The 23,185-nt window shown below is 41.9% G+C and carries 16 protein-coding genes; 4 read left to right on the top strand and 12 right to left on the bottom strand.

Translation table 11 applies throughout. The annotated features are described in order from the left end of the window. Positions 1-76: 76 nt before the first annotated feature. The 3 genes from KDU71_RS18390 to KDU71_RS18380 form a co-directional block, all read right to left on the bottom strand. A complete protein-coding gene (locus KDU71_RS18390; RefSeq protein ID WP_212192571.1) occupies positions 77-640 on the bottom strand; it encodes a nitroreductase family protein in 564 nt (187 codons plus the stop codon). Positions 641-740: 100 nt separating this feature from the next. Beyond that, the gene (locus tag KDU71_RS18385) at positions 741-1,316 is read right to left on the bottom strand and encodes a superoxide dismutase (protein ID WP_212192570.1); all 576 of its coding nucleotides are present in this window, start codon (positions 1,314-1,316) and stop codon (positions 741-743) included. Between the two features lie 127 nt (positions 1,317-1,443). Then, a complete protein-coding gene (locus KDU71_RS18380) occupies positions 1,444-2,046 on the bottom strand; it encodes a superoxide dismutase (RefSeq protein WP_212192569.1) in 603 nt (200 codons plus the stop codon). A gap of 196 nt (positions 2,047-2,242) precedes the next feature. Between KDU71_RS18380 and KDU71_RS18375 the strand changes: the two genes are divergently transcribed. Next, positions 2,243-3,538 (top strand): MATE family efflux transporter, encoded by a 1,296-nt coding sequence (locus KDU71_RS18375; protein ID WP_212192568.1) that lies wholly within the window; start codon positions 2,243-2,245, stop codon positions 3,536-3,538. A 76-nt stretch (positions 3,539-3,614) separates the two neighbouring features. Here KDU71_RS18375 and KDU71_RS18370 read toward each other — a convergent pair whose 3' ends face one another. Continuing rightward, positions 3,615-4,526, bottom strand: coding sequence for a proline dehydrogenase family protein (locus KDU71_RS18370; RefSeq protein WP_212192567.1), 912 nt, complete (start codon positions 4,524-4,526; stop codon positions 3,615-3,617). Positions 4,527-4,831: 305 nt separating this feature from the next. On the opposite strand from KDU71_RS18370, the gene KDU71_RS18365 reads away from it, so the two are divergent. Then, positions 4,832-9,214 (top strand): PKD domain-containing protein, encoded by a 4,383-nt coding sequence (locus KDU71_RS18365; protein WP_212192566.1) that lies wholly within the window; start codon positions 4,832-4,834, stop codon positions 9,212-9,214. Then, a complete protein-coding gene (locus KDU71_RS18360) occupies positions 9,214-10,275 on the top strand; it encodes a PorP/SprF family type IX secretion system membrane protein (RefSeq protein WP_212192565.1) in 1,062 nt (353 codons plus the stop codon). The genes KDU71_RS18365 and KDU71_RS18360 overlap by 1 nt, the downstream gene beginning before the upstream one ends. Before the next feature lie 26 nt (positions 10,276-10,301). Here KDU71_RS18360 and KDU71_RS18355 read toward each other — a convergent pair whose 3' ends face one another. The 4 genes from KDU71_RS18355 to KDU71_RS18340 all read right to left on the bottom strand — a co-directional run bounded on the left by KDU71_RS18355 (position 10,302) and on the right by KDU71_RS18340 (position 12,984). Next, positions 10,302-10,709: a CARDB domain-containing protein gene (locus tag KDU71_RS18355; RefSeq protein ID WP_212192564.1), complete on the bottom strand. Its 408-nt coding sequence runs from the start codon at positions 10,707-10,709 to the stop codon at positions 10,302-10,304. Positions 10,710-10,898: 189 nt separating this feature from the next. Then, positions 10,899-11,339 (bottom strand): Hsp20/alpha crystallin family protein, encoded by a 441-nt coding sequence (locus KDU71_RS18350; RefSeq protein WP_212192563.1) that lies wholly within the window; start codon positions 11,337-11,339, stop codon positions 10,899-10,901. Between the two features lie 389 nt (positions 11,340-11,728). After that, the gene (locus KDU71_RS18345; RefSeq protein WP_212192562.1) at positions 11,729-12,328 is read right to left on the bottom strand and encodes an outer membrane beta-barrel protein; all 600 of its coding nucleotides are present in this window, start codon (positions 12,326-12,328) and stop codon (positions 11,729-11,731) included. Positions 12,329-12,363: 35 nt separating this feature from the next. Further along, a complete protein-coding gene (locus KDU71_RS18340) occupies positions 12,364-12,984 on the bottom strand; it encodes a DUF4136 domain-containing protein (protein WP_212192561.1) in 621 nt (206 codons plus the stop codon). Positions 12,985-13,155: 171 nt separating this feature from the next. Here KDU71_RS18340 and KDU71_RS18335 point away from each other — a divergent pair, with 171 nt between their 5' ends. Next, on the top strand, positions 13,156-13,629 hold the full coding sequence (locus KDU71_RS18335) for a hypothetical protein (protein ID WP_212192560.1): 474 nt from the start codon (positions 13,156-13,158) through the stop codon (positions 13,627-13,629). A 54-nt stretch (positions 13,630-13,683) separates the two neighbouring features. On the opposite strand, the gene gdhA is transcribed toward KDU71_RS18335, so the two are convergent. From gdhA to KDU71_RS18315, 4 genes are all read right to left on the bottom strand, one after another. After that, positions 13,684-15,021: an NADP-specific glutamate dehydrogenase gene (gene gdhA / locus KDU71_RS18330; protein WP_212192559.1), complete on the bottom strand. Its 1,338-nt coding sequence runs from the start codon at positions 15,019-15,021 to the stop codon at positions 13,684-13,686. Positions 15,022-15,032: 11 nt separating this feature from the next. Further along, the gene (locus tag KDU71_RS18325; RefSeq protein WP_212192558.1) at positions 15,033-18,044 is read right to left on the bottom strand and encodes a PEP/pyruvate-binding domain-containing protein; all 3,012 of its coding nucleotides are present in this window, start codon (positions 18,042-18,044) and stop codon (positions 15,033-15,035) included. Between the two features lie 36 nt (positions 18,045-18,080). After that, entirely contained in the window at positions 18,081-22,292 is a 4,212-nt protein-coding gene (locus KDU71_RS18320; RefSeq protein ID WP_212192557.1) for a PEP/pyruvate-binding domain-containing protein, read from the bottom strand. Positions 22,293-22,510: 218 nt separating this feature from the next. Next, the gene (locus KDU71_RS18315) at positions 22,511-22,840 is read right to left on the bottom strand and encodes a hypothetical protein (RefSeq protein ID WP_212192556.1); all 330 of its coding nucleotides are present in this window, start codon (positions 22,838-22,840) and stop codon (positions 22,511-22,513) included. Between the last annotated feature and the right edge of the window lie 345 nt (positions 22,841-23,185).

The raw sequence follows: 23,185 nt of genomic DNA, 5'->3' as shown, positions 1-23,185 counted from the left end.
CATTTGGTTGGATAAAACACAAATAAAGAGGCCCGATGCAGAACTACATCGGGCCTCTAATAATACACTAAACTGTTTAAACAATAATGTCTTTCAAATCGCGCTTAGGTACATGGTGTACCTGCTGTACATCACGCCAATACTTGATACTTTCCTCTTTCATCGCTTCAATCTTTACTTCTTCCTTTGGCTTACCCAATGCTATGATATGCACAATTTTAAGATTATCCGACAAGCGAAGCTCTCTGTGTAATTGTAATCGGTTTAATGAACCCACTATACAACCCCCCAAGCCTTTTTCCACAGCTCCCAACAAAATGCTTTGGGTAGCAATACCATCATCACAAAAGTAGTTGGCCGAAATATCAGTATCGTTTAACACCACAATGTAGGCCGAAGGCTGTTCGCCCTTCTCGGGGCCTGCCCAATCTTTCAAATAGCCTGCCCATGACAGGTGTGGAAATATTTTATCGTTTATTTCCGGTGAATTGGCTAAGAAATATTTTAAGGGCTGTGCATTACGGGCCGATGGCGATAAACGAGCCAGATCAACCAGCTCACGCAAGGTTTCCACCTCCACTGGTTCATCCTGATAAAAGCGCCTGTAACTGCGGTTTTTAAGAATTAAATCTTTCAGCATAAAAACGTTTTTTAGTTATTGTTTACGGGTAAAAAAAGCGAGACTTAATATACAAAAAATGTTATCAAGTCTCGCTAAAAAGTAAGATAATTTCCTAATACTAATACCTGGCTGAAATAACGTCCCAATCCAATATACTAAAGAACTCCTCGATGTATTTTGGACGCAGGTTTTGCTTATCAAGGTAATAGGCATGCTCCCATACATCGCAGGTTAAAATTGGCGTTAGTCCATCGCGCATTGGATTACCGGCATTGCTCTCTTTTACGATGGCTAATGAGCCATCTGCCTTTTTAACTAACCAGGCCCAACCCGATCCAAACAGAGTAGCTGCAGCAGCTGAAAACTCTTCCTTAAACTTATCGAAAGAACCGAATGAAGCATTGATGGCTTCTGCTAAAGCCCCGCTTGGAGCTCCGCCTCCATTAGGTTTAAACGACATAAAATAAAAAGTGTGATTCCAAACCTGTGCACCGTTATTAAAGATACCACCTTCCGACTTTTTAACAATGGTTTCCAGATCGGCATTTTCAAATTCAGTGCCTTTAACCAGGTTATTCAGGTTATTCACATAAGCCTGATGGTGCTTACCATAGTGAAATTCCATGGTTTGTTTTGAGATAACAGGTTCTAGCGCATCCAGCGCATACGGTAATTTTGGTAATTCAAAGTTCATATTTGTTCGTTTTAAATATTTGTCTTGGGATTAAACAAACTTACATTTTTTATGTTTTCAAAAACCTTAAAAAAATAAAAAGGGAATTCACGTTTGAATTCCCTTTTTCCCAGACAAAATGAACAAACTAAACTTTAAAACGTCTCGTTACTTCGTCCCAATTGATAACGTTCCAGAACGCACCAATATAATCAGGACGTCTATTTTGATAGTGTAAGTAATAAGCATGCTCCCATACATCCAATCCAAGGATTGGTGTTCCTTTCACATCAGCAATATCCATTAATGGATTATCCTGGTTAGCGGTTGAACTCACCACCAACTTACCATCGGCCTGCTTAACCAACCATGCCCAACCTGAGCCAAAACGTGTGGCTGCAGCTTTATTAAACGCCTCTTTAAAGGCATCAAATGAGCCAAAGTCTTTAGTGATAGCCTCAGCCAACTCACCAGTTGGTTCGCCACCGCCATTGGGCGACATTACAGTCCAGAATAAATTGTGGTTAAAAAAACCACCGCCATTATTGCGCACAGCTACTGAGTGCTTTGAAATGTTGGCCAGTAAATCTTCAATTGATTGTCCTTCCAGTTCGGTTCCGGCCACAGCTCCATTCAGGTTGTTAGTATATGCAGCATGGTGCTTTGTGTGGTGTATTTCCATTGTACGTGCATCTATATGTGGTTCTAATGCATCGTAGGCATATTCTAGTTTTGGTAATTCAAAAGCCATATTATTGTTATTATTAGGTTTAAAATTAGAATAACGATTCAAAACTAAAAACTATTTGGAATTAGTCCAAATAAAATAAAGACTATTTTATCTTTTATTTATAAAATAACCACCTAACTCTTATCAACCAACACCTTACAGAGTATTCGGTCAGTTATTCAAATAAAGTTATCTTCGTAGGCCAATATCACACATTATGAATAAAGACATACTGAAGCTCGCCATCCCCAATATTCTGACGAATCTGACTGTCCCCCTATTGGGCATGGTTGACATGCATTTGATGGGCTACCAGGATTCATCGGTTTTTATGGGAGCTGTTGCGCTCGGTGGTGTCATATTCAACTTTGTGTATTGGGGCTTTGCTTTCTTGCGCATGAGCTTAAGCGGCATGGCAGCACAGGCTTTTGGCAGAAATAATCAACAAGAAATGGCCATGATGCTTTTCAGAGGATTATTGCTGGCATTTTCGGCTGGCCTGTTACTTCTTCTGCTTCAGAAAGGAGTTGTTGGCATCAGCCTGAAAATTCTGGAGGGTAGTGATGAAGTTAAGCAATTGGCCAGTGACTATTTTTATGTGCGCATCTGGGCTGCTCCGCTTGCCATCTCCTTAATGGTGATTAACGGATGGTTTTTAGGTATGCAAAACGCCATTTATCCAATGATTATCTCCATCACCATTAATGTTGTCAACATTGCCTCATCCTTTTTCTTTGTGAAAGTACTGAACATGAAAGTGGAGGGCGTAGCCCTGGGTTCAGTAGTGGCCAATGTGGTTGGTTTTATGTTGTCCATCATCCTGTTCTTAAAAAAATACACTTACATACTTAAGGAATTTGACTGGTATGAATTAATAGACAAAAAAGGCATGTTTGGGTTCTTAAACGTTAGCGGCGACATATTTCTGCGCACCCTTTGTATCATTATTGTTTTTACCTTTTTCACTTCCAAATCGGCCGGAAATGGTGACCTTATATTGGCTGCCAACAGTGCCTTGCTTCAATTTCTATTTTTGTTCTCCTATTTTCTCGATGGTTTTGCTTACGCAGCTGAAGCTCTGGTTGGTAAGTTTACAGGAGGACGCAGCATAACTGAAGTAAAGCGCGCTGTGCGTTACCTCTTTGGCTGGGGCTTTGCATTTGCCTTTATTTTTTTAATGCTCTATGCTTTAGGCGGTCAATATTTGCTCCTGCTATTTACCAATCAGCAGGAAGTGATTAGCACTGCATCTGACTACCTGCCATGGTTAATGCTGTTGCCCCTAACCGGATTTTCATCATTCATCTGGGATGGTATTTATATTGGAGCCACAGCTTCACGCCTCATGCGTAACACTATGCTTTTGGCAACAGTTATGTTCTTTCTGCTTTTTACCTTGCTGAAGGGTTCAATTGGCAACCACGCCTTATGGCTATCTATGAATGCGTTTATGCTAAGCCGCGGATTATTTCAAACCCTTTTTTATAAACATCTAAGCGTATTCAGGCAATAACCCCTTTGTGCTACTAAACAAAATGGCATCTCACCGTATTGATGAGATGCCACACTCAATTAATTAAATTGCACGCTTAGCCTTTAATAAATAAAGACTTAATAATATGTGAGGCCATTTTAGGATTTTCTTTCAAGCGGCGGGTACTATAGCCAAACCAATCTTTACCATAAGGCACATATACCCGCATCTTATAACCTTTGCTTAATATCTCTTTACGCAGCTCAGGTGTTACACCATAAAGCATCTGAAATTCAAATTGCTCTTCGGGAATATTATTTTCTTCGATGATTTTAATAGCGCCTTCAACCAGTTTTCTATCGTGAGTAGCAATCCCTGCATATACCTTATTTTTCAACAGGTACTCCAGGTCTTTTAGGTAATGCTCGTTTACCTCATAATAGTCTTTATAGGCTATCTCTTTGGGTTCTACATAAATACCTTTACACAAACGGTAGTTAATCGGATTCTCTTCATTATGAATATCCATTAAAGCCTCCAGGTCGGGCATCGTACGCTTTAAGTAAGCCTGAAAAACCAATCCCACATGCTTAGGAAATTCAGCCTTTATGCGACGAAACATATCAATCTCCAGATCCACACACTTTGAATCTTCCATATCGATGCGAACAAAATTATTGTACTCAGCCGCCTTTGCAACAATCTCCCTAACGTATTCATAACACACCTCTGCATCAAGTAACAGACCAAAACTAGTGGGCTTCAAGGAGTAGTTTCCCTTGATTTTTTCAGCTTCAAAGCGTTCAATGATTGCTAAATATTCATCTTTATTACTTTTTGCCTGTTCCAAATTTGTGATAAACTCTCCCAGAAGGTCAACAGTAACCAGCATGCCCTTTTCATTCAATTGCCTGGAAGCCAGAATAGCTTCATCGATCGTCTCTCCCGCAATATATTTTCGCGAAAAAATCCACACAAATTTCTTCGGAAAATACGGAAGCGTTCTTGCAATTAATTTATTCATCATCGTAGATTTCCTTTTAGTTAGTTATAAAAAAAATTGCCTTTATCGGAACAAACAGACAATAGCTGCGTAATACCGACAAAATGTCAATAGCAATATTTTGTTTCCCAGGGAGTAATTCTTGAATTCAGGATTGTAAATTTTGGAACACTTTGGAAAATAAAAAATGACGAAACTCACGTTATTCAAACAATGAGTGAAATTTTAAATGATAAATGACATAAATAGGAAAAAATCGTAATTTGACGATAATAAAATATACTCTTCACTAGTTAGAAGAGATAACAGAACGACCTCTTAAAATGCTTATGGACGGTAAAATAAAAGCAATTTTAATAGCGTTGTTGGTAGTTATTAGTACGCGTGGTTATTCGCAATCCTGCAATATAACCTCACGAGCTAATAATATTGAACCCGACAAATTGTGTGCCCCTGTTTCAGTTATCTGGGATGTGGTGTATCGTGGTGTGGACGATGGCGGTACCGGTAATGTACAAATGCGTTACGACTGGGATGACGGTTCACCAATAGAAATAATTAATGCAACGCTTATTGATGCAGCAACTGGCGAATGGGAAACCAGTAACAACCATATATATCCAATAGGTGGCGACCAATGTAATTATCACCCAAGAGTAACATTGGTGGTGGATGGTATTGAGTGCACCAGTTCAGTGCAGGAACAAACAGTTACTGTTTGGGACACGGATGATATGAACGGTGGCGAGATGAACATCAACCCTGTTGAATATCCAATTTGTGTTGGCAATGGAGGCACAGCTAATTTTGTTGACAACAGCCAATGGAACTGTACCCCCCCCGATGAAGAAGATGTACCCAACGACCGAAAAAGATGGGTACAATGGGTATATGGCACCAACTCTGGAGCAGGTAACTTCATTGATGACGCATTGGTAGATGGCACACTTAGAGCTTATCCTTTCGAAGCACCGGTTGAGGAGACCACAGAGCCAATACTTGGACCAACCCCGCCCATTAGTGAAGCAATGCCTATTCAAGTGAATGATCAAAGAGCTGTGGGCGATGAGTTTGAAATTGAGCTACGTAACTGGAACTATTGTAATCCCTATCCAACACACGATCCGGTGATTACCAGGGCTCGCATCGTTATTGTTGATAATCCTGATGCAACCATTACTCAGCCGGCCCCGCTTTGCGAAAATGATGCACCTATCTTTTTGACTGCTGCTACAGGAGGTGGTGTATGGACTGGCAATGGCATAGTCGATGCGTCTACGGGTGAGTTTGATCCTTCGATGGCTGGTGAAGGCATTCACCTAATTGAGTATACCGTATTTAGTGCCGCAGGATGTGTTGGTACTGACGATGTATTGGTAGAAGTTAAACCTACCCCCTCTGCTGCAATAACCCCGTCCTCACCCGCCAGTGCCTGCCCGGGCATCATAATTGAGTTGGATGGAAATCCAAGTGGGGGCACCACACCATATACCCATATCTGGACAGGTGACATTGCCTACCTCAGCAACACAGCAATCCCTAATCCTGTATTCCAGGCTAATACTGAAGGTATTTTTAATCTGAATTACCGGGTAACATCCCCAAATGGCTGTTTCGATGAAGATGCAATTCAAATAATTACCGATACAATCAGCATTAAATTCACAAACAACGATTTCGTTGCCTGTACCGGCATTTCTTTTAATATAGATCCTATGCCAACAGGAGGTTCAGAAGTGTTTGTGGAGCATTTATGGACAGGCACCAACACAGCTTTACTATCGGCTACCAACATACAAAACCCTGATTTTACAGGCCTGACACCCGGCACTTACACCTATACATACACTGTAACGGACAGTTATGGTTGTTCCGACTTTACAACCGTTACAATAGTTGTGCACCAACAACCGGTTAGCAATGCCGGGGATAATACCATAGTCTGTGGCATGGCAACTCAACTGGCTGCCGTTCCATCTATAGGAGTTGGTACTTGGACACTTATTTCCGGAACAGGAAGTGTTACCTTTTCAGATGTTAACTCACCTACCTCAGATATTAATGTAGATACCTATGGCGAGTATACCTTCCAGTGGTCAGAGGACAATAATTCATGTATCTCAAGCGATCAGGTAACTTTTACATTTGCAAAGGTACCAACGCCTATTGCAATGGAGAATGCTGACACTTGCGGACTCGTTTACCAAATAAAAGTAACACCAGATGTTGGACTTGGCCAATGGACTCTATTAACAGGTCCTGGCACTGTAACTTTTGAAGATGCCTCGGCAGATATTACAGGCGTTACTGTTACAACACCAGGCAACTATAGCTTCAGGTGGACGGAAAACAATAATGGTTGTATTGGCAGCACAGATACACAGGTTGATTTTTTCCCAATACCGGTAGCACAAATACAGCCATTTGACAATGAGCAATGCAGTCCGGCAGACGTTCAATTTGAGAATATTTCCACCAATGCCAATTCATATGACTGGGATTTTGGTGATGGGGCTACTTCGGAAGATGAAAACCCTTTGCATGCATTTACCAATTTCACATTTGACATTATCGATTATGAGATATCACTTATCGCTAAAAATGATTTTGGATGCGCCGACACGAGTATTTATGATATAAGTGTACTACCTAATGCCAGGGCTAACTTTGCCAATAGCGATAACCCTGGTTGCAGCCCGCTTGAAATAACTTTCACAAATCAATCAGAGGGAGCCAGCTCATATGAATGGCACTTTGGCGATGGTTCTCCATCTGAAACAGGAGAAAACCCTAATCACACGTTTTTTAACAACGAACAGTATGTGCAAGCCTATCACGTTGAATTGATAGCCAACAATAACTACTCATGCAGCGATACGGCCGATACATACATCACTGTATATCCAAAATATGACTACACCATCAGCGCTTCTCCAACGGAAGGGTGTCATCCCCTAAGAGTTGACTTGTTAACAGAGCCTGGTGCCATGTGGTATAAATGGGATTTTGGCGATGGTAATATAACTGATGGAGCCAACGCCATGATGAACGTTTTTGAAAACACTGAAAGCACGCCGAAAACAATTGAGGTACAAGTTTACACCAGCTCGGCTTTCGGCTGCCTTGACACCAGCAAAACATCTATTACCGTCAATCCTTCTCCTGTCAGTAGTTTCACTCCTGATGTTACTGAAGGCTGTTCCCCTCTATTAGTTGAGTTTGAAAACAACTCAGTTAATGTACAATCAAGCCGATGGCTATTTGGCGATGGAGACACCGAGAATGGAGGAGGAAATGCTTCTGCTTCACACACCTATACCAATACAACTACATCAATTAATTATTGGCTACCCAAACTAATTGTTGAAAACAGTTATGGCTGTAAGGACTCAAGTGAAGTATCATTGAGTGTCTTTCCGCAAGTAAAAGCCGCTATTACAGATGGTGGAGCAGGTTGTACACCTTATTTTGAGAGTATTCAAAACAATACCGAAGGAGCCAACAGCTATTTCTGGGATTTTGGCGACGGCAATACATCCGACAGCTTTAATGGGCACCATACATACATCAACAATACAACCAGTAATCAAACTTACGAAGTATCAATGATTGCAACTTCTATGTTTGCATGCAGCGACACAGCCTATACACAGGTTACGGCCTACCGTAGACCAATTCCTGAATATACTGTTACACCGCAGGAGCTCCAAATGCCTGAATCAACTGTTAATATCAATAACCTGACTACAGGCAGCAACCTTGAGTATCTCTGGCGCTTTGGTGATGGCAACACATCATCAGCGCAGCAGCCTGGTAATTATACTTACAATGCATCTGGCGAATATGAAATCTGGCTAAGAGCAGATGCCGAATATTGCAGTGATTCTCTGATGCAACGGGTGTTGATACATCCCAACCTGCCAATTCTGGATTACGGTCCTGATAGCGAAGGCTGCCCGCCTTTGGAAGTTCAGTTTTACAACAATTCTATCGATGCTCACACCTACTTTTGGGATTTTGGCGACGGAAATGTGTCATCCGAAAAAGCACCAAAGCATACCTACTATACACCCGGCCAATATAATGTCACACTGTTGATAGAAGGCCCAGGTGGTATTGTTGAAAGCAATGATGTGGTCATCCATGTTTATGATAAGCCATTTGCCAACTTCGAAGTGAGACCAACTGTTGTTAAAATACCAGAAACAGTATCCTTCATAAATAAATCGGAAGGCGCCATCAATTACCTGTGGGATTTTGGCGATGGTAATACCTCCACCGAACATTCCATCCAATATGCCTACCAGGATCCTGGCAGTTATGATGTAACACTCATTGCAATTAACGACAAAGGGTGTAAAGACTCTTTAACTATCAGAAATGCAGTTACGGCCAAAGAAGCAGGACGCATCGATTTCCCCAATTCGTTTACCCCCAATCCTAACGGCTCCAATGGCGGAGTATATGTACCCGGCTCACCCGAAAACCATGTATTCTACCCATTTGTAACAGAAGGAGTTGTAGAATACGAGTTTAGAGTCTATTCAAGGTGGGGAGAGATCCTATTTGAAAGTACAGACATAAATATTGGCTGGGATGGTTATTTCCGAGGAAAATTATGCCCCGGAGGAGTTTATATCTGGAAGGTATATTGCCGCTATTCAAATGGTTTGACTGAAACATTAACCGGAGATGTAACATTATTCAGATAATGAGGAAACTGCTAATCATATTGCTTACTTTTTGTGGCCTTAATCACTCAGGCTGGGCACAGGATTATCACTTTTCGCAGTTTTATGCTAATCCGCTGTACCTAAGCCCATCATTAGCTGGTGCCACCGATGGAGGCCGTCTGATTATGAACTACCGCAACCAATGGCCCGAAATTTCTAAGGCCTTTTCGACATATGCCATTTCGTTCGATAACTTCTTTCCCCAGTTTAACAGCGGATTAGGCTTTTACCTCCTTCAAGATAAAGCGGGTAGTGTTGGGCTTACGAGTACACATGCCGCCTTCCAATATTCCTATAACCTGATGATATCGAAAGAGTGGCAAGTTGTACCAGCTATCCAGTTTGCCTATGGTAATAAATCAGTCGATTTCAGTAAAATAATATTCCCCGATCAACCACCAGGTGGAGTAGGTGCCTCAGGTTCATACGATCGCCTCAATAACGAACAGATACACTATATTGATATGGCTGCATCTGTGTTTGTTTACAGCTCCAAATACTGGATGGGAGTTACTATTGACCATTTATCAAGACCCAACTACACATTCCTGAATGAGGAATCTAAATTTGATTACAAATATGTAGTCTTTGGAGGAATGAACATTTGGACAGAACAGCGCCGGCGAACAGGAATGCAAAGAGCCTTTTCAACCAGTTTCAGGTATCAGCACCAGGGGCAGTTCAACCAACTCGATGTGGGTGTTTACTGGCATAATTCGCCTATTGAGCTTGGCATGTGGTACCGTGGCATACCAGTGTTTAATCAATCTAACAGCAAAAGCCTTAATCAGGATGCCATAGTTGCTTTACTAGCGTATGACTTGGGGCCTCTCAGAATTGGGTACAGCTACGACATTACCATTTCAAGTCTTGGGTGGTCAACAGCCGGGGCACATGAATTATCGTTGATTTTCGAATTTAATCAGCGAGGCGGCTTGCGGCTGGGCGGCAAAAGACCCGCTGTTCCTTGCAGTGAATCGGCCAATCCATTGAGCAGCAAAGGTGGTAAGTACACACGTAAGAAGAGGCGATTATATTGACCTCTATATTCAATTAGCAGGAAATTCTACCAGTCATCGTCGTCATAATCTTCACGTTCAACCTCTGTCCAGTATAATGAAACATCAACCCTGGAATATTCTGAACCATAAATTAGCTGAGTAAATGTTAGCCTGACTGTGGTCGATGACTTGGCACTTAAATAAGGAATATATACTTGCTGTTTTTCAACTAGTAAGTCGCCATTCATTAAACAAACTGACACCCATACATCACAAGCATCCAAAGAACCTTTGTTCTTCACCTTTACTTCCATAACTGCCTTACCCGGTTTAACAAGTATAAGTTCCGTTTGCCTTACCACTTCGCAGCGAGCATTGTAAAGCATATCATCTATCACCTCATCTAAGAGGTATTCGCATGAAGAACACAAAACGAGAGCCAATGCAAAGCATAAAAAGCCTTTAACTTTCATAGAATTAGGTTTACTGGTTTATGCTAATGACAGCCAGCTTATGGAATACACTTAATTATTTTACTTTATTTAACATCACATGGTTAATAATACACATCCTGACTTTATGCAATACACAAAAAAAAAGGCTGCCTTTCGGCAGCCCTAAAAATCACTTTGATTATGAAAAAGTATCGTCTGAAAAATTAATTAAAAAATATCAATCAGCCGCTTTGGCTGGGCCTTTGCTTCTTCTTTCTTTGGCAGTAATACATTTAGTATACCATTGTTGTATGTGGCAGATATTTTGGCGTCATTCACTTTATCCTTTGGTAACGAAAATGAACGCTTAAAGCTTCCATAGGTAAACTCATAGTGTGAATATTTTTTATTCCCAGCCTCTTCCTCCTTAACAACTTCAATCGTTAATACATTGTTATCAACCGTTACATTAAAATCTTTCTTTTCATAACCCGGTGCGGCTACGTCAATAGCAAAAGCATCATCATTTTCCTCAATATTCACTTTAGGCGTATCAAAACACTGTCCTCCTTTTAAAGTATCAGCTGCACTTAACAATTCATTGCCAAAGAAATGATTTAACAAATTACTTGATTGTGGATACCTGTTGTTAAATTTCACTAGTCTCATAATTAAAATCTCCTATTATTTAAATTTTTAATTGTTTTCTGTTTGGTCATGTTACTTCAATGATAATGCCACCACCGCTTATCTGCCACTATTACAGATTATTACAATTCATACATGCCAATGTGTCTTGGTTTTAAATTAATAGGTGCCAAATTGACTCGCCTCTCAAGTTAATACTGGTAATCTTTATTTAAAGTATAAATAACAGAGAGGTAACTACAGGCATGCGCTAAAAGAAGACCTTTGGGGCGTTATGAGAGTTATTTTCCTCCCAACAATTCCTGTGTGTATAGAGGTTGCCTAGTGCAACCTCTTTTTAGGAGGAAATAAAAAAGCGAGTCGGTATCTACCAACTCGCTTTTTATTAATATTATCGAACTTTACACCAATCAATAATCCCAGCTAAACCCAATATTAATGCCTAACCAATTCTGTTGAGGCACATCCGAGGATTTAAATGAAGTACTGTAATCAACACTTATTGCCAGACTGGTTCGGTAGTTAACAGGCACTAACAACCCTGCTTTGGGAGCCACTGACCAGGTCCAGCCCTTATCACTTGTCGAGAACAATCCATTATCGCGCCGTTGCTCCATATAATAGGTACCTGCTGCAATTCCTACAAATGGCCTTACAACTGCATCGTCATCGGCAAAATAATATTTACCTGTTGCCTGAATAGGTATCGCATTTAAATAGCGGTATTCATTACTGGTAATTTCACCATTTCCACTTGGCAATGGTTGTGTTGCCCTGTCTTTGGCCTCATAGAAAGTGTTCCAGCCAACCAACAGACCTACTCCGATGCTTGGGTTTACAAACTTCTCGAATTCGATGTTGGCGCCTCTGAAACTGGCCGGATTAATATAATCTTTGGTATCGCCCATTGGCAATGCCATACCATAGAATACGTTCGTTTTGGTTTGTGCGCTTACCTCCAGACTAATGATTGTAAGGGCAAAAATGAATATGTATTTTACTAATTTCATATTGGTTGTAATTAAAAGATTGAGGTAATGTTAGGTTAAAAAGGAGCCTGATTAAATAATTCATCAATGCCTCTTTCGATGCGACTGGCAGTATAGCTTTGGCTGCCCTGCATTAAACCATCAAGAACACCTGTATAAACAAGTGGCGCTGTTTTCTTCTCTGCATCACGATTTTCGTAATCAGCCATTTCTATAATAATAGATCCGGTTTTATAGTTGTAATAAACAGGGTACCATGGATACCAGCCACCCCATCCCCAACCGGGATAACCAGGGTACCAGCCGCCCCACCAGCCACCGCCCGGAACCCAGGCTGCACCAGAATTATTCTGCTCTAATATCACTATAGCAATGGCTAGTGAAGTATCCGCTTCGGCCTCAACCATACCCAGACTATTTAATTCTTCACGCATCTGCTTAAGAATATTTTCATCATGCACCCTGTTAGGTTTTTCAACCTCATCGCCATCTTTGACATACAAAATTTCTTCGGGTAATGAGTAGGTTTTACCATCTAATGCATCCCAATTGTAGGCTGGATCATATTTTGATATTGAGGTATCTAATTCATCAACATACTCAGCTCCACCCGGATAACAGGCATAAACTGAAAATAATAGCCCTATGACTAATAAAAAATTCAAATGTGTTCTCATATAATATCGTTATTTAAGGTTAGATAAAATTACGCGTTAATAGTTGCGCTTAGTAACAATTTTAAGGAAAATTTTGCAAGCAGTTACATTTTTTGATTCAAACAAAAGAACAAATATATGACTAATTTGGTTTATTTTTACAGTTCAATGAACCATAACAGTTTTTAGACTATGAAAAAATTACTACTTATCATTTACATCTTATCGGCAGGAATTTCAGGGATTAATGCGCAGAAAACAGAACAAGAATTAGGCCTAATTGGCTCTATATTAAAATCTGAGATAAAAGTTTTCTATGCACAGAACATTAAGTTGTCAACATCAGAAAGTGAAGCTTTTTGGGCGATTTATGATGAATATGAAGCTGCTTTAAAACCCATTAGCAACCAGCGGGTTGAATTACTTAAAGAAATTATTGCCAAAGAAGGTGCACTATCTGAAGATGAGCTTGACAAAAAAATTATTGCACTAGATAAAGCACAGAAAGCCCGTCAGAACCTGCGCATGAAATTCTATAAAAAGTTTAAAAAAGAACTCGGCATGAAAGTAGCTGCTCAGTTTTATCAGATAGATGGGTATATCTATACACACATTAATGCTACCATTATTGAAAGCCTGCCGATTATAATTCCTGAGAAGAACTAACAATATCGATAATCATTACTTTATAAAGCTCGGTTTAACCCGGGCTTTTTATTTTTACACAGCCCCCTGGTCGATCATAGCTTCAGCCACCCTTTGAAATGCAGCTACATTAGCTCCTCTCAAATAGTTCACACCTTCTTTATTCTGACTACCGAACTGCCGGCATAAATTATATGTCCGCTCCATAATATCCTGCAGGCGATTTTCAATTTCCGAATCAGACCAGGCCACCTTCATGGTATTTTGCGCCAGTTCAAGTGCTGAAATTGCTACACTTCCAACATTCGCAGCCTTGCTGGGCACATATGTTATTGAGTTATCCATCAAAAACTGGATGGCCTCTTCGGTACATGACTGATCGGCGGCCTCTATTAGATACCGGCATTTATTAGCCTGAAGCATGCCTGCTTCCTTAACATCTATCTCATTTTGAATGGCGCAAGGTATGGCAACATCACACTCCACCTCCCATGGCTTTTTCCCCTCTACATAAATAGTCCCTGGAAACTCTATGGAATAAGGGCGTACTAAATCCTGCGATGTAGCTCTTAACTCAATCAGATACTCGAGTTTTGTACTATCAATGCCGCCCGGATCATACACATAGCCATCAGGCCCTGAAATGGTTACCACCTTTGCCCCCATAGCATTGGCTTTTTTTATAACACCATGGGCCATATTACCAAAACCAGACACGGCTATTGTTTTACCGCCCAATGAATCATTATGCCGCTTGAGTAAGGACTTTAAAAGATAAACAACGCCATAGCCATTGGATTCGGCTCGTAAACCGGTACCGCCCCAATCGGGTGACTTGCCTGTAAAGGCACCACTGTGCTGATGTGTTAGCTTTTTATACATACCAAAGAGGTATCCAACTTCCCGGCTGCCTACTCCTATATCACCGCCCAATATATCAATATCAGCACCTACAGCGTCCCACAGTTGCAGTATATAGCTCTGGCAGAATCGCATAATTTCAGCTTCTGATTTACCCTTAGGATCAAAATTAGCTCCTCCCATGGCTCCTCCCAATGGTAGCGAAGAAAGGCTATTTTTAAATACCTGCTCAAAAGCCAGCATCTTAACCGTACCCAATGTTAATGCAGGATGAAAGCGTACTCCTCCGCTATAAGGCCCCAATGCATTATTATACTGCACCCGATAGCCACGATTCACAATCACCCGGCCCTCATCATTTAGCCAGGGCACTTTAAACTGCAGCACCCTGTCCGGTTCAGTCAAACGCTCTAACACAGCTGCGTTGCTCAGCCTGAAGTCGTCTCTGATACGATCTTCAACTGTGCTAAGAAAGACCCTGACACCCTGAATAAACTCGGGTTCATTGGGATTATTAAGTTGTAGCTGATACAGAAACCTATCCAAACTCATAATTGAAGTTTTTATTCGATACTATATTCCAGAGGAAATTCTTCATTTTTGGCAGCATTATATCCAGGTGGTAATACCACTCCTATCCCCTTCTGACCATCAATCTTCACTGTGCAGGCCGATGGCAAACGCACATGCCTCAGATACTCATCCTCATATTCGGCAGGTAAACTGTCGAGGTAGCTTGTGTCTACAAAACCATCGCCAATGGAAGGGGTCACCGTAAAATAACCAACACGCAGGCTTGTCAGATTCTGAAAGAAATGTGTGCCTTGCGATGGATCAACCCGGTAATTTTCAAGGCCTGTTTCCACAATAAGGCGGGCCGCCGAAATCTGTGTCCATTTAACCGGAACTCCCAGCCAGGAATCCTGCGACCCCCACCGCCCGGGACCAATCAAAATATATGACTTATGGTTTCGATGAAACGGAGCATTTAATTGCTCAATAATGAACACCAGCTTAGTGTTATTGGCCGGGTTAAATGATTCTGGCCTAATATATATAACATCCTGTATATCATCAATAATTCCATTTCCAAGAGCCGATGTTGAATGTACCAAAGTATCTGATGGTTCAAGCTCTTCCAGCTTCTCTGTAATGGACTCTTTGGAGTCAACAATAGGCCTGATTTGCAAAAGGTAAAATACAGGTGGCTGTCCTTGAGGCACCTGCAAATCCACTGCAAACTCCACCTCAACCGGCTGATTCATTTCCTTCTGACCAATCTCCATAACCTTCTGAATAATTGGGGCCAACGGAAAAGCATCGTATTTAAGCACATTGGCAAAGGTAACCAGGCGCAAGCCTTTGGCCATTAAACCATCCCTAATCATGTGGTTGTTATAATCGTATACCGATCCCAGCCAGCGTAAGGTACCATGTTCCTCAGCTGTTTTCAGGTCGAGCTTCTCAATGTTTACGGAATCATTGACTGAAGGATGAAAGCTGGATGACTTAAGATCAAGCGCAAAAAAGTTCTTTTGTGTTTCGCGAACGGCCATGTCGGTGCTGGATAATTGCAGTATTTTCTGCGGATATTTGGGGGAGAATCGTAAGGAAGCACTGCCTTCTACAATGTGTTTACCCAATCCCATGGCCACATTAACAGTTCCATCCTCGGCTTTCTCAGGTTCAATAGGGTAAAAGTTAACAGAGCGTCCTACGCCTGAAAAGGTTGGATAAAACACATCGCCATGGCGCTGACCAACCACCTCCTGCAGCACAATACCCATGCGTTCCTCATCTATTACGTTCATGGTGGCTTCCATGTAACGCTTGCTGGAATTATAAAATGCAGAGGCATAAACGCACTTAATGGCATTACACAACTGTTCCAGCACAATATTTTCCTCATCATTATTGGCAATCATGTAGGTTGAATAGATCCCAGCAAAAGGTTGGTAATGGCTATCTTCCAACACACTTGATGAACGCACGGCAATGGGCTTATTAACGATGGAAATAAATTTATACAAGTCACCATGAATACGCTCTGGTAAATGCGCTTTTACAAAGGCTTTCAGTATCTCCTCATCACTAGCCTCTGACAAGGCTATCGGATACAATTCATTCACCTCCATAAATTCGTCAAACACATCGGTACTGAGCACGACGGTTCGCGGAATAGTAACCAATACATTGTCGAAGGCATGGATAGCATCATACTTCTTTATCAACAGGTTAAGAAATGCCAGTCCCCGGGCTTTACCACCGATGGTGCCATCTCCAATTCTGGTAAATGTAAGGTATTCATCAAAGCGTTCGCGGTAAAACTTGGCAATAACGCCACGCGACTTGCTGTATCGGAAATTGGCAATGGTGTCGAACAAAAAGCGTTTGGTGGCATCCAGATTGGCAAAATCTTCCACCTTCAAGTATTTAATCACCTCAGCAATGGAAAACAAAGCCCTGGCATTGAGCCATTTTGAAACATGATCGCGCTGAAAATGGTAAAACAAGGATTCATCCGGAATTTGAAATAATTTCTCCTGCAACTCCTTCAGGCTACTTACCCGTCCCACTTCCTGCCCGTTGGAAGGGTCTACAAAAACAAAATCACCAAAAGCCAGGTATTTATTAATAAAATGCTTGAGGCGCCTTAACAGCGATGAAGAATGCTTATATAAGAAAGCGACCTTTAAATCCTTAGCTACCTTTTCGAGGCTGCGATTAGAGGATTGCAACAGAAACGGCATGTACTTATTCCGTTCTTTGACGTGCCTGGCCAGCTTAATACCAGCCTCAGTATCTTTCACACCTCCTTTTGCATAGGATACATCAGAAATGATTCCCAGCAGATTATCTTCATATTTCTCATAAATAGCGATGGCTTCTTCATAGGTGCGTGCCAGCATAATTTTAGGGCGTCCGCGCATGCGCATCATTTTCTGGTGTTCATTCAGCCCTTCATCCATAAATTTTTTGGCCTGCGTAAGTATGATGCGATAGATAAGCGGCAGATAGCTCGAATAAAACCTGACCGAATCCTCCACCAACAAGATGGCTTGCACCCCCACCTCTTCCACATCATGCTGCACATTCATCTCGTCTTCAATCAGCTTGATAATGGCCAGCATAATGTCGGCATTGCCCAGCCAGCAGAAGATATAATCAATGGCACTCGTATCTTCACGGCGCATCCTCACCGATACTTCGCGGGAGAACGGAGTGAGCACCACAATCGGAATCTTCTCATACGATTCTTTAACCTTTTTGGCCATTGAGAAAGGGTCCATTCCGCCGATACTCAACATGGTAATAACCAAGTCGATTTGCTCACTACCCAGCACCTCCAAAGCTTCTTCAGAGGTCTCAACATGAATGAAATGAGGTGGATAACGCAGGTTGAGCGACACGTACTCATTGAAAATCTGCTCATCAATACGCCCGTCCTCATCCAACATAAAGGCATCGTAGCCACTGCAGATTAGCAGAACTTTATGGATGCGCTTTTGCATCAGGTGCCCAAAAGGTGTTTCAGAAAAATAGCCGGTCTGCTGTATATTTTGTGGGTTTGTCATTAAACTAATAGTTACGCTGATTACTGGTTTATGTGCCTACAAGGTAATGATTGCTTTCCGTTTTTTACCATCCATGCGCATCACCAAGGGCTTATCAAAGCGAATATGTCTGAAATAGGTGGTCTGCTCAATTTGCCTGGCATCTTTCAGCACTTCCCACTTGATAAACGATGCGGGCTCACTCTTCACCACTGAGCAATAGCCCACCTGCATGGTGGTAACATTATGAAAAAAATGCGAACCACAGGAAGCCTCCAAAGGAAAATCATCCAGATCGGTTTCTACAATCATCTTGGCATTAGATATCTGGGTCCAGTTGACGGGTATGCCAATCCACGGATCGCGCGTGCCCCATCTACCCGGCCCTATTAATATATAATGCCTGTTTTCTTGTTTCATCTTTGCATTTAAGCGCTCAATTTCGCTGGCCATATCCCTTGTTTTGGCCTTATCAAACCGGGCACTATCTATATAAATGATGTCAGTAATGGTTTTGTTCTTGCCATTGCCCATACTTTGCTCCGATTGCAGGATTATTTCATCGGTATTAATGCGCTCCATATTGATGCTGTAGTTTTGCGCACCACCCAGTAACGGCTTAATCTGTAAAAGGTAGAAGGTAGCCCGTCCATCCTTGTCTTTTTTCAGATCCACAGCAAACTCTATTTCCACCGGTGCACCCATGGACTCCTTCACCACATCGAGCACTACTTCCAGTGCCCTGGACAAAGGAATATATTTATACTTGAGTATATCGGCAAAGTTTAGCACACGTGGCCCGCTGGCATCCAGTCCGGCCTGTATGGTATTATTATCGGGATTATAAACCGAGGCCAGATGACTGAGCGTCCCATGCATTTCAGCCTCATCAACATCGAGGCGCACCAGTCCTGCCGTCTCCCCCTCAAGCAGGTTCAGATTTTTCTTTCTTAAATCAATGGCATAAAACTCTGTCTGGCTATTCTTCAACTGGTCCTTGGCCGAGTTATTATCCAGGTCCGGATAAACCGGACAAAAGCGCAAGGCTTTTTCACCATCCACCACATACTTACCAAAACCCAGGGCCATCACTGCGAAGCCATCCTCGGGATTCATGTGACCAAATGAGTAATAGTTGTACGACTGAGCAACGCCACTTATATGCGGGTAAAATACATTGTCGTGCGTATGCCCCACTGCCTCCTGTATCACAACAGCCATTTTCTCCTCCTCAATTTTAAAATCAACCGCCTCGGTAAAAGCCCTGGCAGAATCACTAAACACGGAGGCAAACACCAGTTTGATGGCGTTGCACAACTCTTTAAGCCGTTCCTGCTGAGTATCGGCATTATTAGGCAAGAGGTAGGTTTCAAACACACCGGAGAATGGCTGCTTCTGGCTATCTTCCAGCAAGCCGGATGAACGCACCGCAATAGGACCTGTAAATATGGTCAGCAGGCGTTTCAGGCGCTGTACCAGCGATAAAGACAGTTCCCCACCCAGAAAGAGTTTTTTTATCTGGTGATAGTTGAGGTTACGAAAGATGAGTTCTCTGAAACTGTTACGTTCCATAAATAACTCAAACTCATCGGCTCCCACCACCGTAGTGCGTGGTGTACGAATATTAATACCTGGTACATGTGTTTCAAAATCAAAATTAAACAAGAGGGTGTTGATAAAAGACAGGCCCCGCCCTTTACCTCCCAGCGAACCACCCGAGAGGCTAACAATATTGGTGTCATCAATGACTTCCACCTCATCAAAATCAATGACCTTGCCCTGGTTCTTCTCCTCGCGGTGCCGCTTAATCACCTCTAACAGGTACGAACGTATCTCTTCAGCTCCCTCAAAATCGGTGATGCGGTACGGGGCTATCTTACGGGCAATCCTAATCTCGCCACGCGCCATCAGCCATAAAGAGAAGTGATTTTTCCGTGCATGGTAGACGATTGATTCAGCTGGTACTTTGCGCATGGTGCGTTCAAACTCCTTCAGGTTGCGGGCTACAGCAATGGTGCGACCATTGGCATCTTTATAGGCAAAATTACCAAAGCCCAGATAATGGCTGATAAAGGTTTTGATATCTTGAATCAGGCTTTCGGAATATTTGTTGATAAAAACAGTTTTTAGCTCATAGGCATCCTGCGAATACTCTATTTTGGATGACTGTAGTATGACCGGCAAATCTTTGATGTGCGACTTAACGTAGTTAACCAGTTCAAAACCGGCATTGGCATTTTGCTGCCCGTTTTTTGAAAACTCCACATCAGAGATAAGGCATAACAGGTAGTCGCGGTACTTTTCAAATATCTCCTGGGCCTCTTCATAGGTGCGGGCCAGTAGTATTTTAGGTCGTGCCTTATGCCTTAACACAGCATACAGCTCATCCTCTTTCACATCATCTATCAGGCGTTTGGTTTGTTCCAGCACACTGGCATAAAGCAGTGGCAAATACTTGGAGTAATAGCGCACCGAATCCTCTACCAACAGAATAACGCGAGCCAGCCCTATCTCTGTATCATTCTCCACATTCACCTTGTCCTCAAGGTGGTAAACCATGGATGAAAACACCTTAGGATCGCCATTCCACACAAAAATCTCATCGAGTACACCTAACTCGCGCTGGCGAGCCTGAAAATATGGTATATCGCCATCGTTATTGAGCAGCATGAAAATGGGAATGTAGGGGTATTCCTTTTTCACCATCTGGCTGAGTGCCATGGGCGACTGTTTTTCAACGCCCACCATCACAATAATAAGGTCGTAGTGCTTTTCGCTGAGTTTGGCCATGGCTTCCTCATAGGTGGTAACCCCTGTTACACGTGGCAATAGCGAGAGGTGCAACTGGTAAAACCCACCCATCACCTGTTCGGTGAATCGTCCTTCATTTTCAATGGCATAAGCATCATACAAAGTGGCTACCAGCAGTATTTCCTTGACTTTAAAGGGCATTAAATCGTGGTAAATATCCCGCGCCGCATTGTTACGGTGCATAAAATTCTGCAACAGGTGCTTGCTGTTACCGGTTGATTCGGTCACAACATCTGACTCATGGCTAACGGTTCTAACCTGGTGCGGATGCCCCACCTTCTCCATCAGGTTGCGAGCCTCCATGCTGTTGAGGTAGCCCACTATCAGGTGGCTCAGATTCAGTATCAGGTCATTCTCTTCATTCAGAAAGAGCTCTTCCTGAGTTTTGGCCAGTTCTTTCAAATAGTATATCTCAACAGTTCCTTTTTTACCATTGATGGTTTCAAAGGAGTGACGCAGCAACCAGGGTGTTTCAACAAAACCAGGACTTAAGTATTCCTGCCCTTCCAATGTTATGCGGGCTACCGAATAATCGGGGTGCTGCATACCCGCCGGCATGCGGTCAACAATGTGACTTAAGGTATATGCAATGGGCATTTGAAGAGCAATAATACGAGCCGTTTCATTGATGGTTTGCAGCTCTTTGACCCTTTCTTGCCGTTCAAACTTATCTTTGGCGGCCAGTTGGCTATTCAGAAAATCGGTTATCAGTCGCGACAGGTTGATTAATAAATCACGCTCTTCGGCCAAAAAAGGGTCACCATTAAGCGACGGAAATTCCTTGATATAAAACACATCTATGGAACCCGATTGCCCGTCGCTGGTATGTAAGCGCTGCGTTTGCACCCACTCCGATTCCATAAAATGTTCGCTCTTGTACTCGCGCCCGCCATAGCTGATGCGCGCCACTGTGAACTCGGGGTACTGCCAGCCAAGGGGCATAATAAATGCTATTTGTTGCAGCACATCATCTATTGACTTCCCTTCATTGATAATGCGTGTAGTGCGGTTAATGGTTGATAATTCTTTGAGGCGCTCAACCGATTCGGAATGACTACGCTCGGCCACAATGCGGTTAATAAAACCTGTTAGCATACGGGCCAGCTGGTTGAGCAGTGAGCGCTCATCGCGCGAAAACACGCCTTCGTCTTTTGGCGGGTGTTCCTCTATATAAAAGGCATCAATAACGCCTTTCTTACCATCTATGGTTGAAAAGCGCTCAGTGAGCCCGTTCAAGGTCTCCATAAATCCGCTGGTCGAAAACTCAATCTGCTTATAGCGGATACGCACACATATATCAGGGTAGGTAAAGCCTTTACCCACTATTTCTATCACTTCTTCAATGGTTTCATCAACCGGGTTTTCCTGCTGAATAATTTCCAAAACCTGGTTCAAGGTATCGAGCACGCGCTGAGAACCCGTAGCCGGAAGCTTTAATGGATGAGGCATAGATGACATAATAAGGTATCTTAGATGCTATAAGTTACACAAAAAGGATAAGAAGTGCCTATTTACAGTCTTCATTCACAAGGAAATTGCTTTTTTTAAATTCAAGCACTTTGTGTGAAACTTATTCGCTATTATTCCAAAGAGAATCTTCAATTACCAGGTGCGGATGATATCTCTGCTTCATCATCGTATTACAGGCTGACAAAGTCACCATTTGACTCGATAAATTAAAAGTAATTGAAATAAAAAACACTCCTCAGCTCAATAAATTGAATCATTGAGGTAATAAAATGAATATCTGAACTGATAAAGTCATAATTGGAACAGATTAAATAAATAACTGAAGAAATAAAGTCACTCCTCAATTCGGCAAAATCAATCTTTGAGGTGATAAAATGAGTATTTGGGTCGATAAAATCAAAATTGGAGCAGATAAATTGAATAACTGGAGTAATAAAGTTGATCTCCGACTTAATTAATGAGCCGATGATGCCATACTTTTCGACAAGCTGCATCAACAGCCAATAGCAAGAGTAATCCATTGAATTTTTAAACATTAAGCCTAAATAATTATCGCATATGGAAAATATATTTCTTAACTTTTTTTACTGAAAAGAAAGATGATCACAACCCAATCCTGATTTATTGACAGAAGGTATGCTAAAAACCTGAGTTCGATTAAAATTACAGAGCTCAAAATTTCTTAAATAACTGATTTACAATGCAAATTTCAGAAGCGTAGCGAGCTACGGTGATGAAATTTAAAGCAGTAAATCGATTATTTAAGGAAAAGCTTAGAGTTTCACCTATAAATATTCATTTTCATCGTCATATCTGTTCACCATAGCTCGCTATGCTTTCACAAATATTCCTTGAAACTAAACATTTATAAGCGATTTGAG

Source organism: Carboxylicivirga sediminis (genome assembly GCF_018156225.1).
GTDB lineage: Bacteria > Bacteroidota > Bacteroidia > Bacteroidales > Marinilabiliaceae > Carboxylicivirga > Carboxylicivirga sediminis.
The sequence above is the reverse complement of the archived record's forward strand: the minus strand, read 5'-3'. Positions and strand labels throughout refer to the sequence as shown.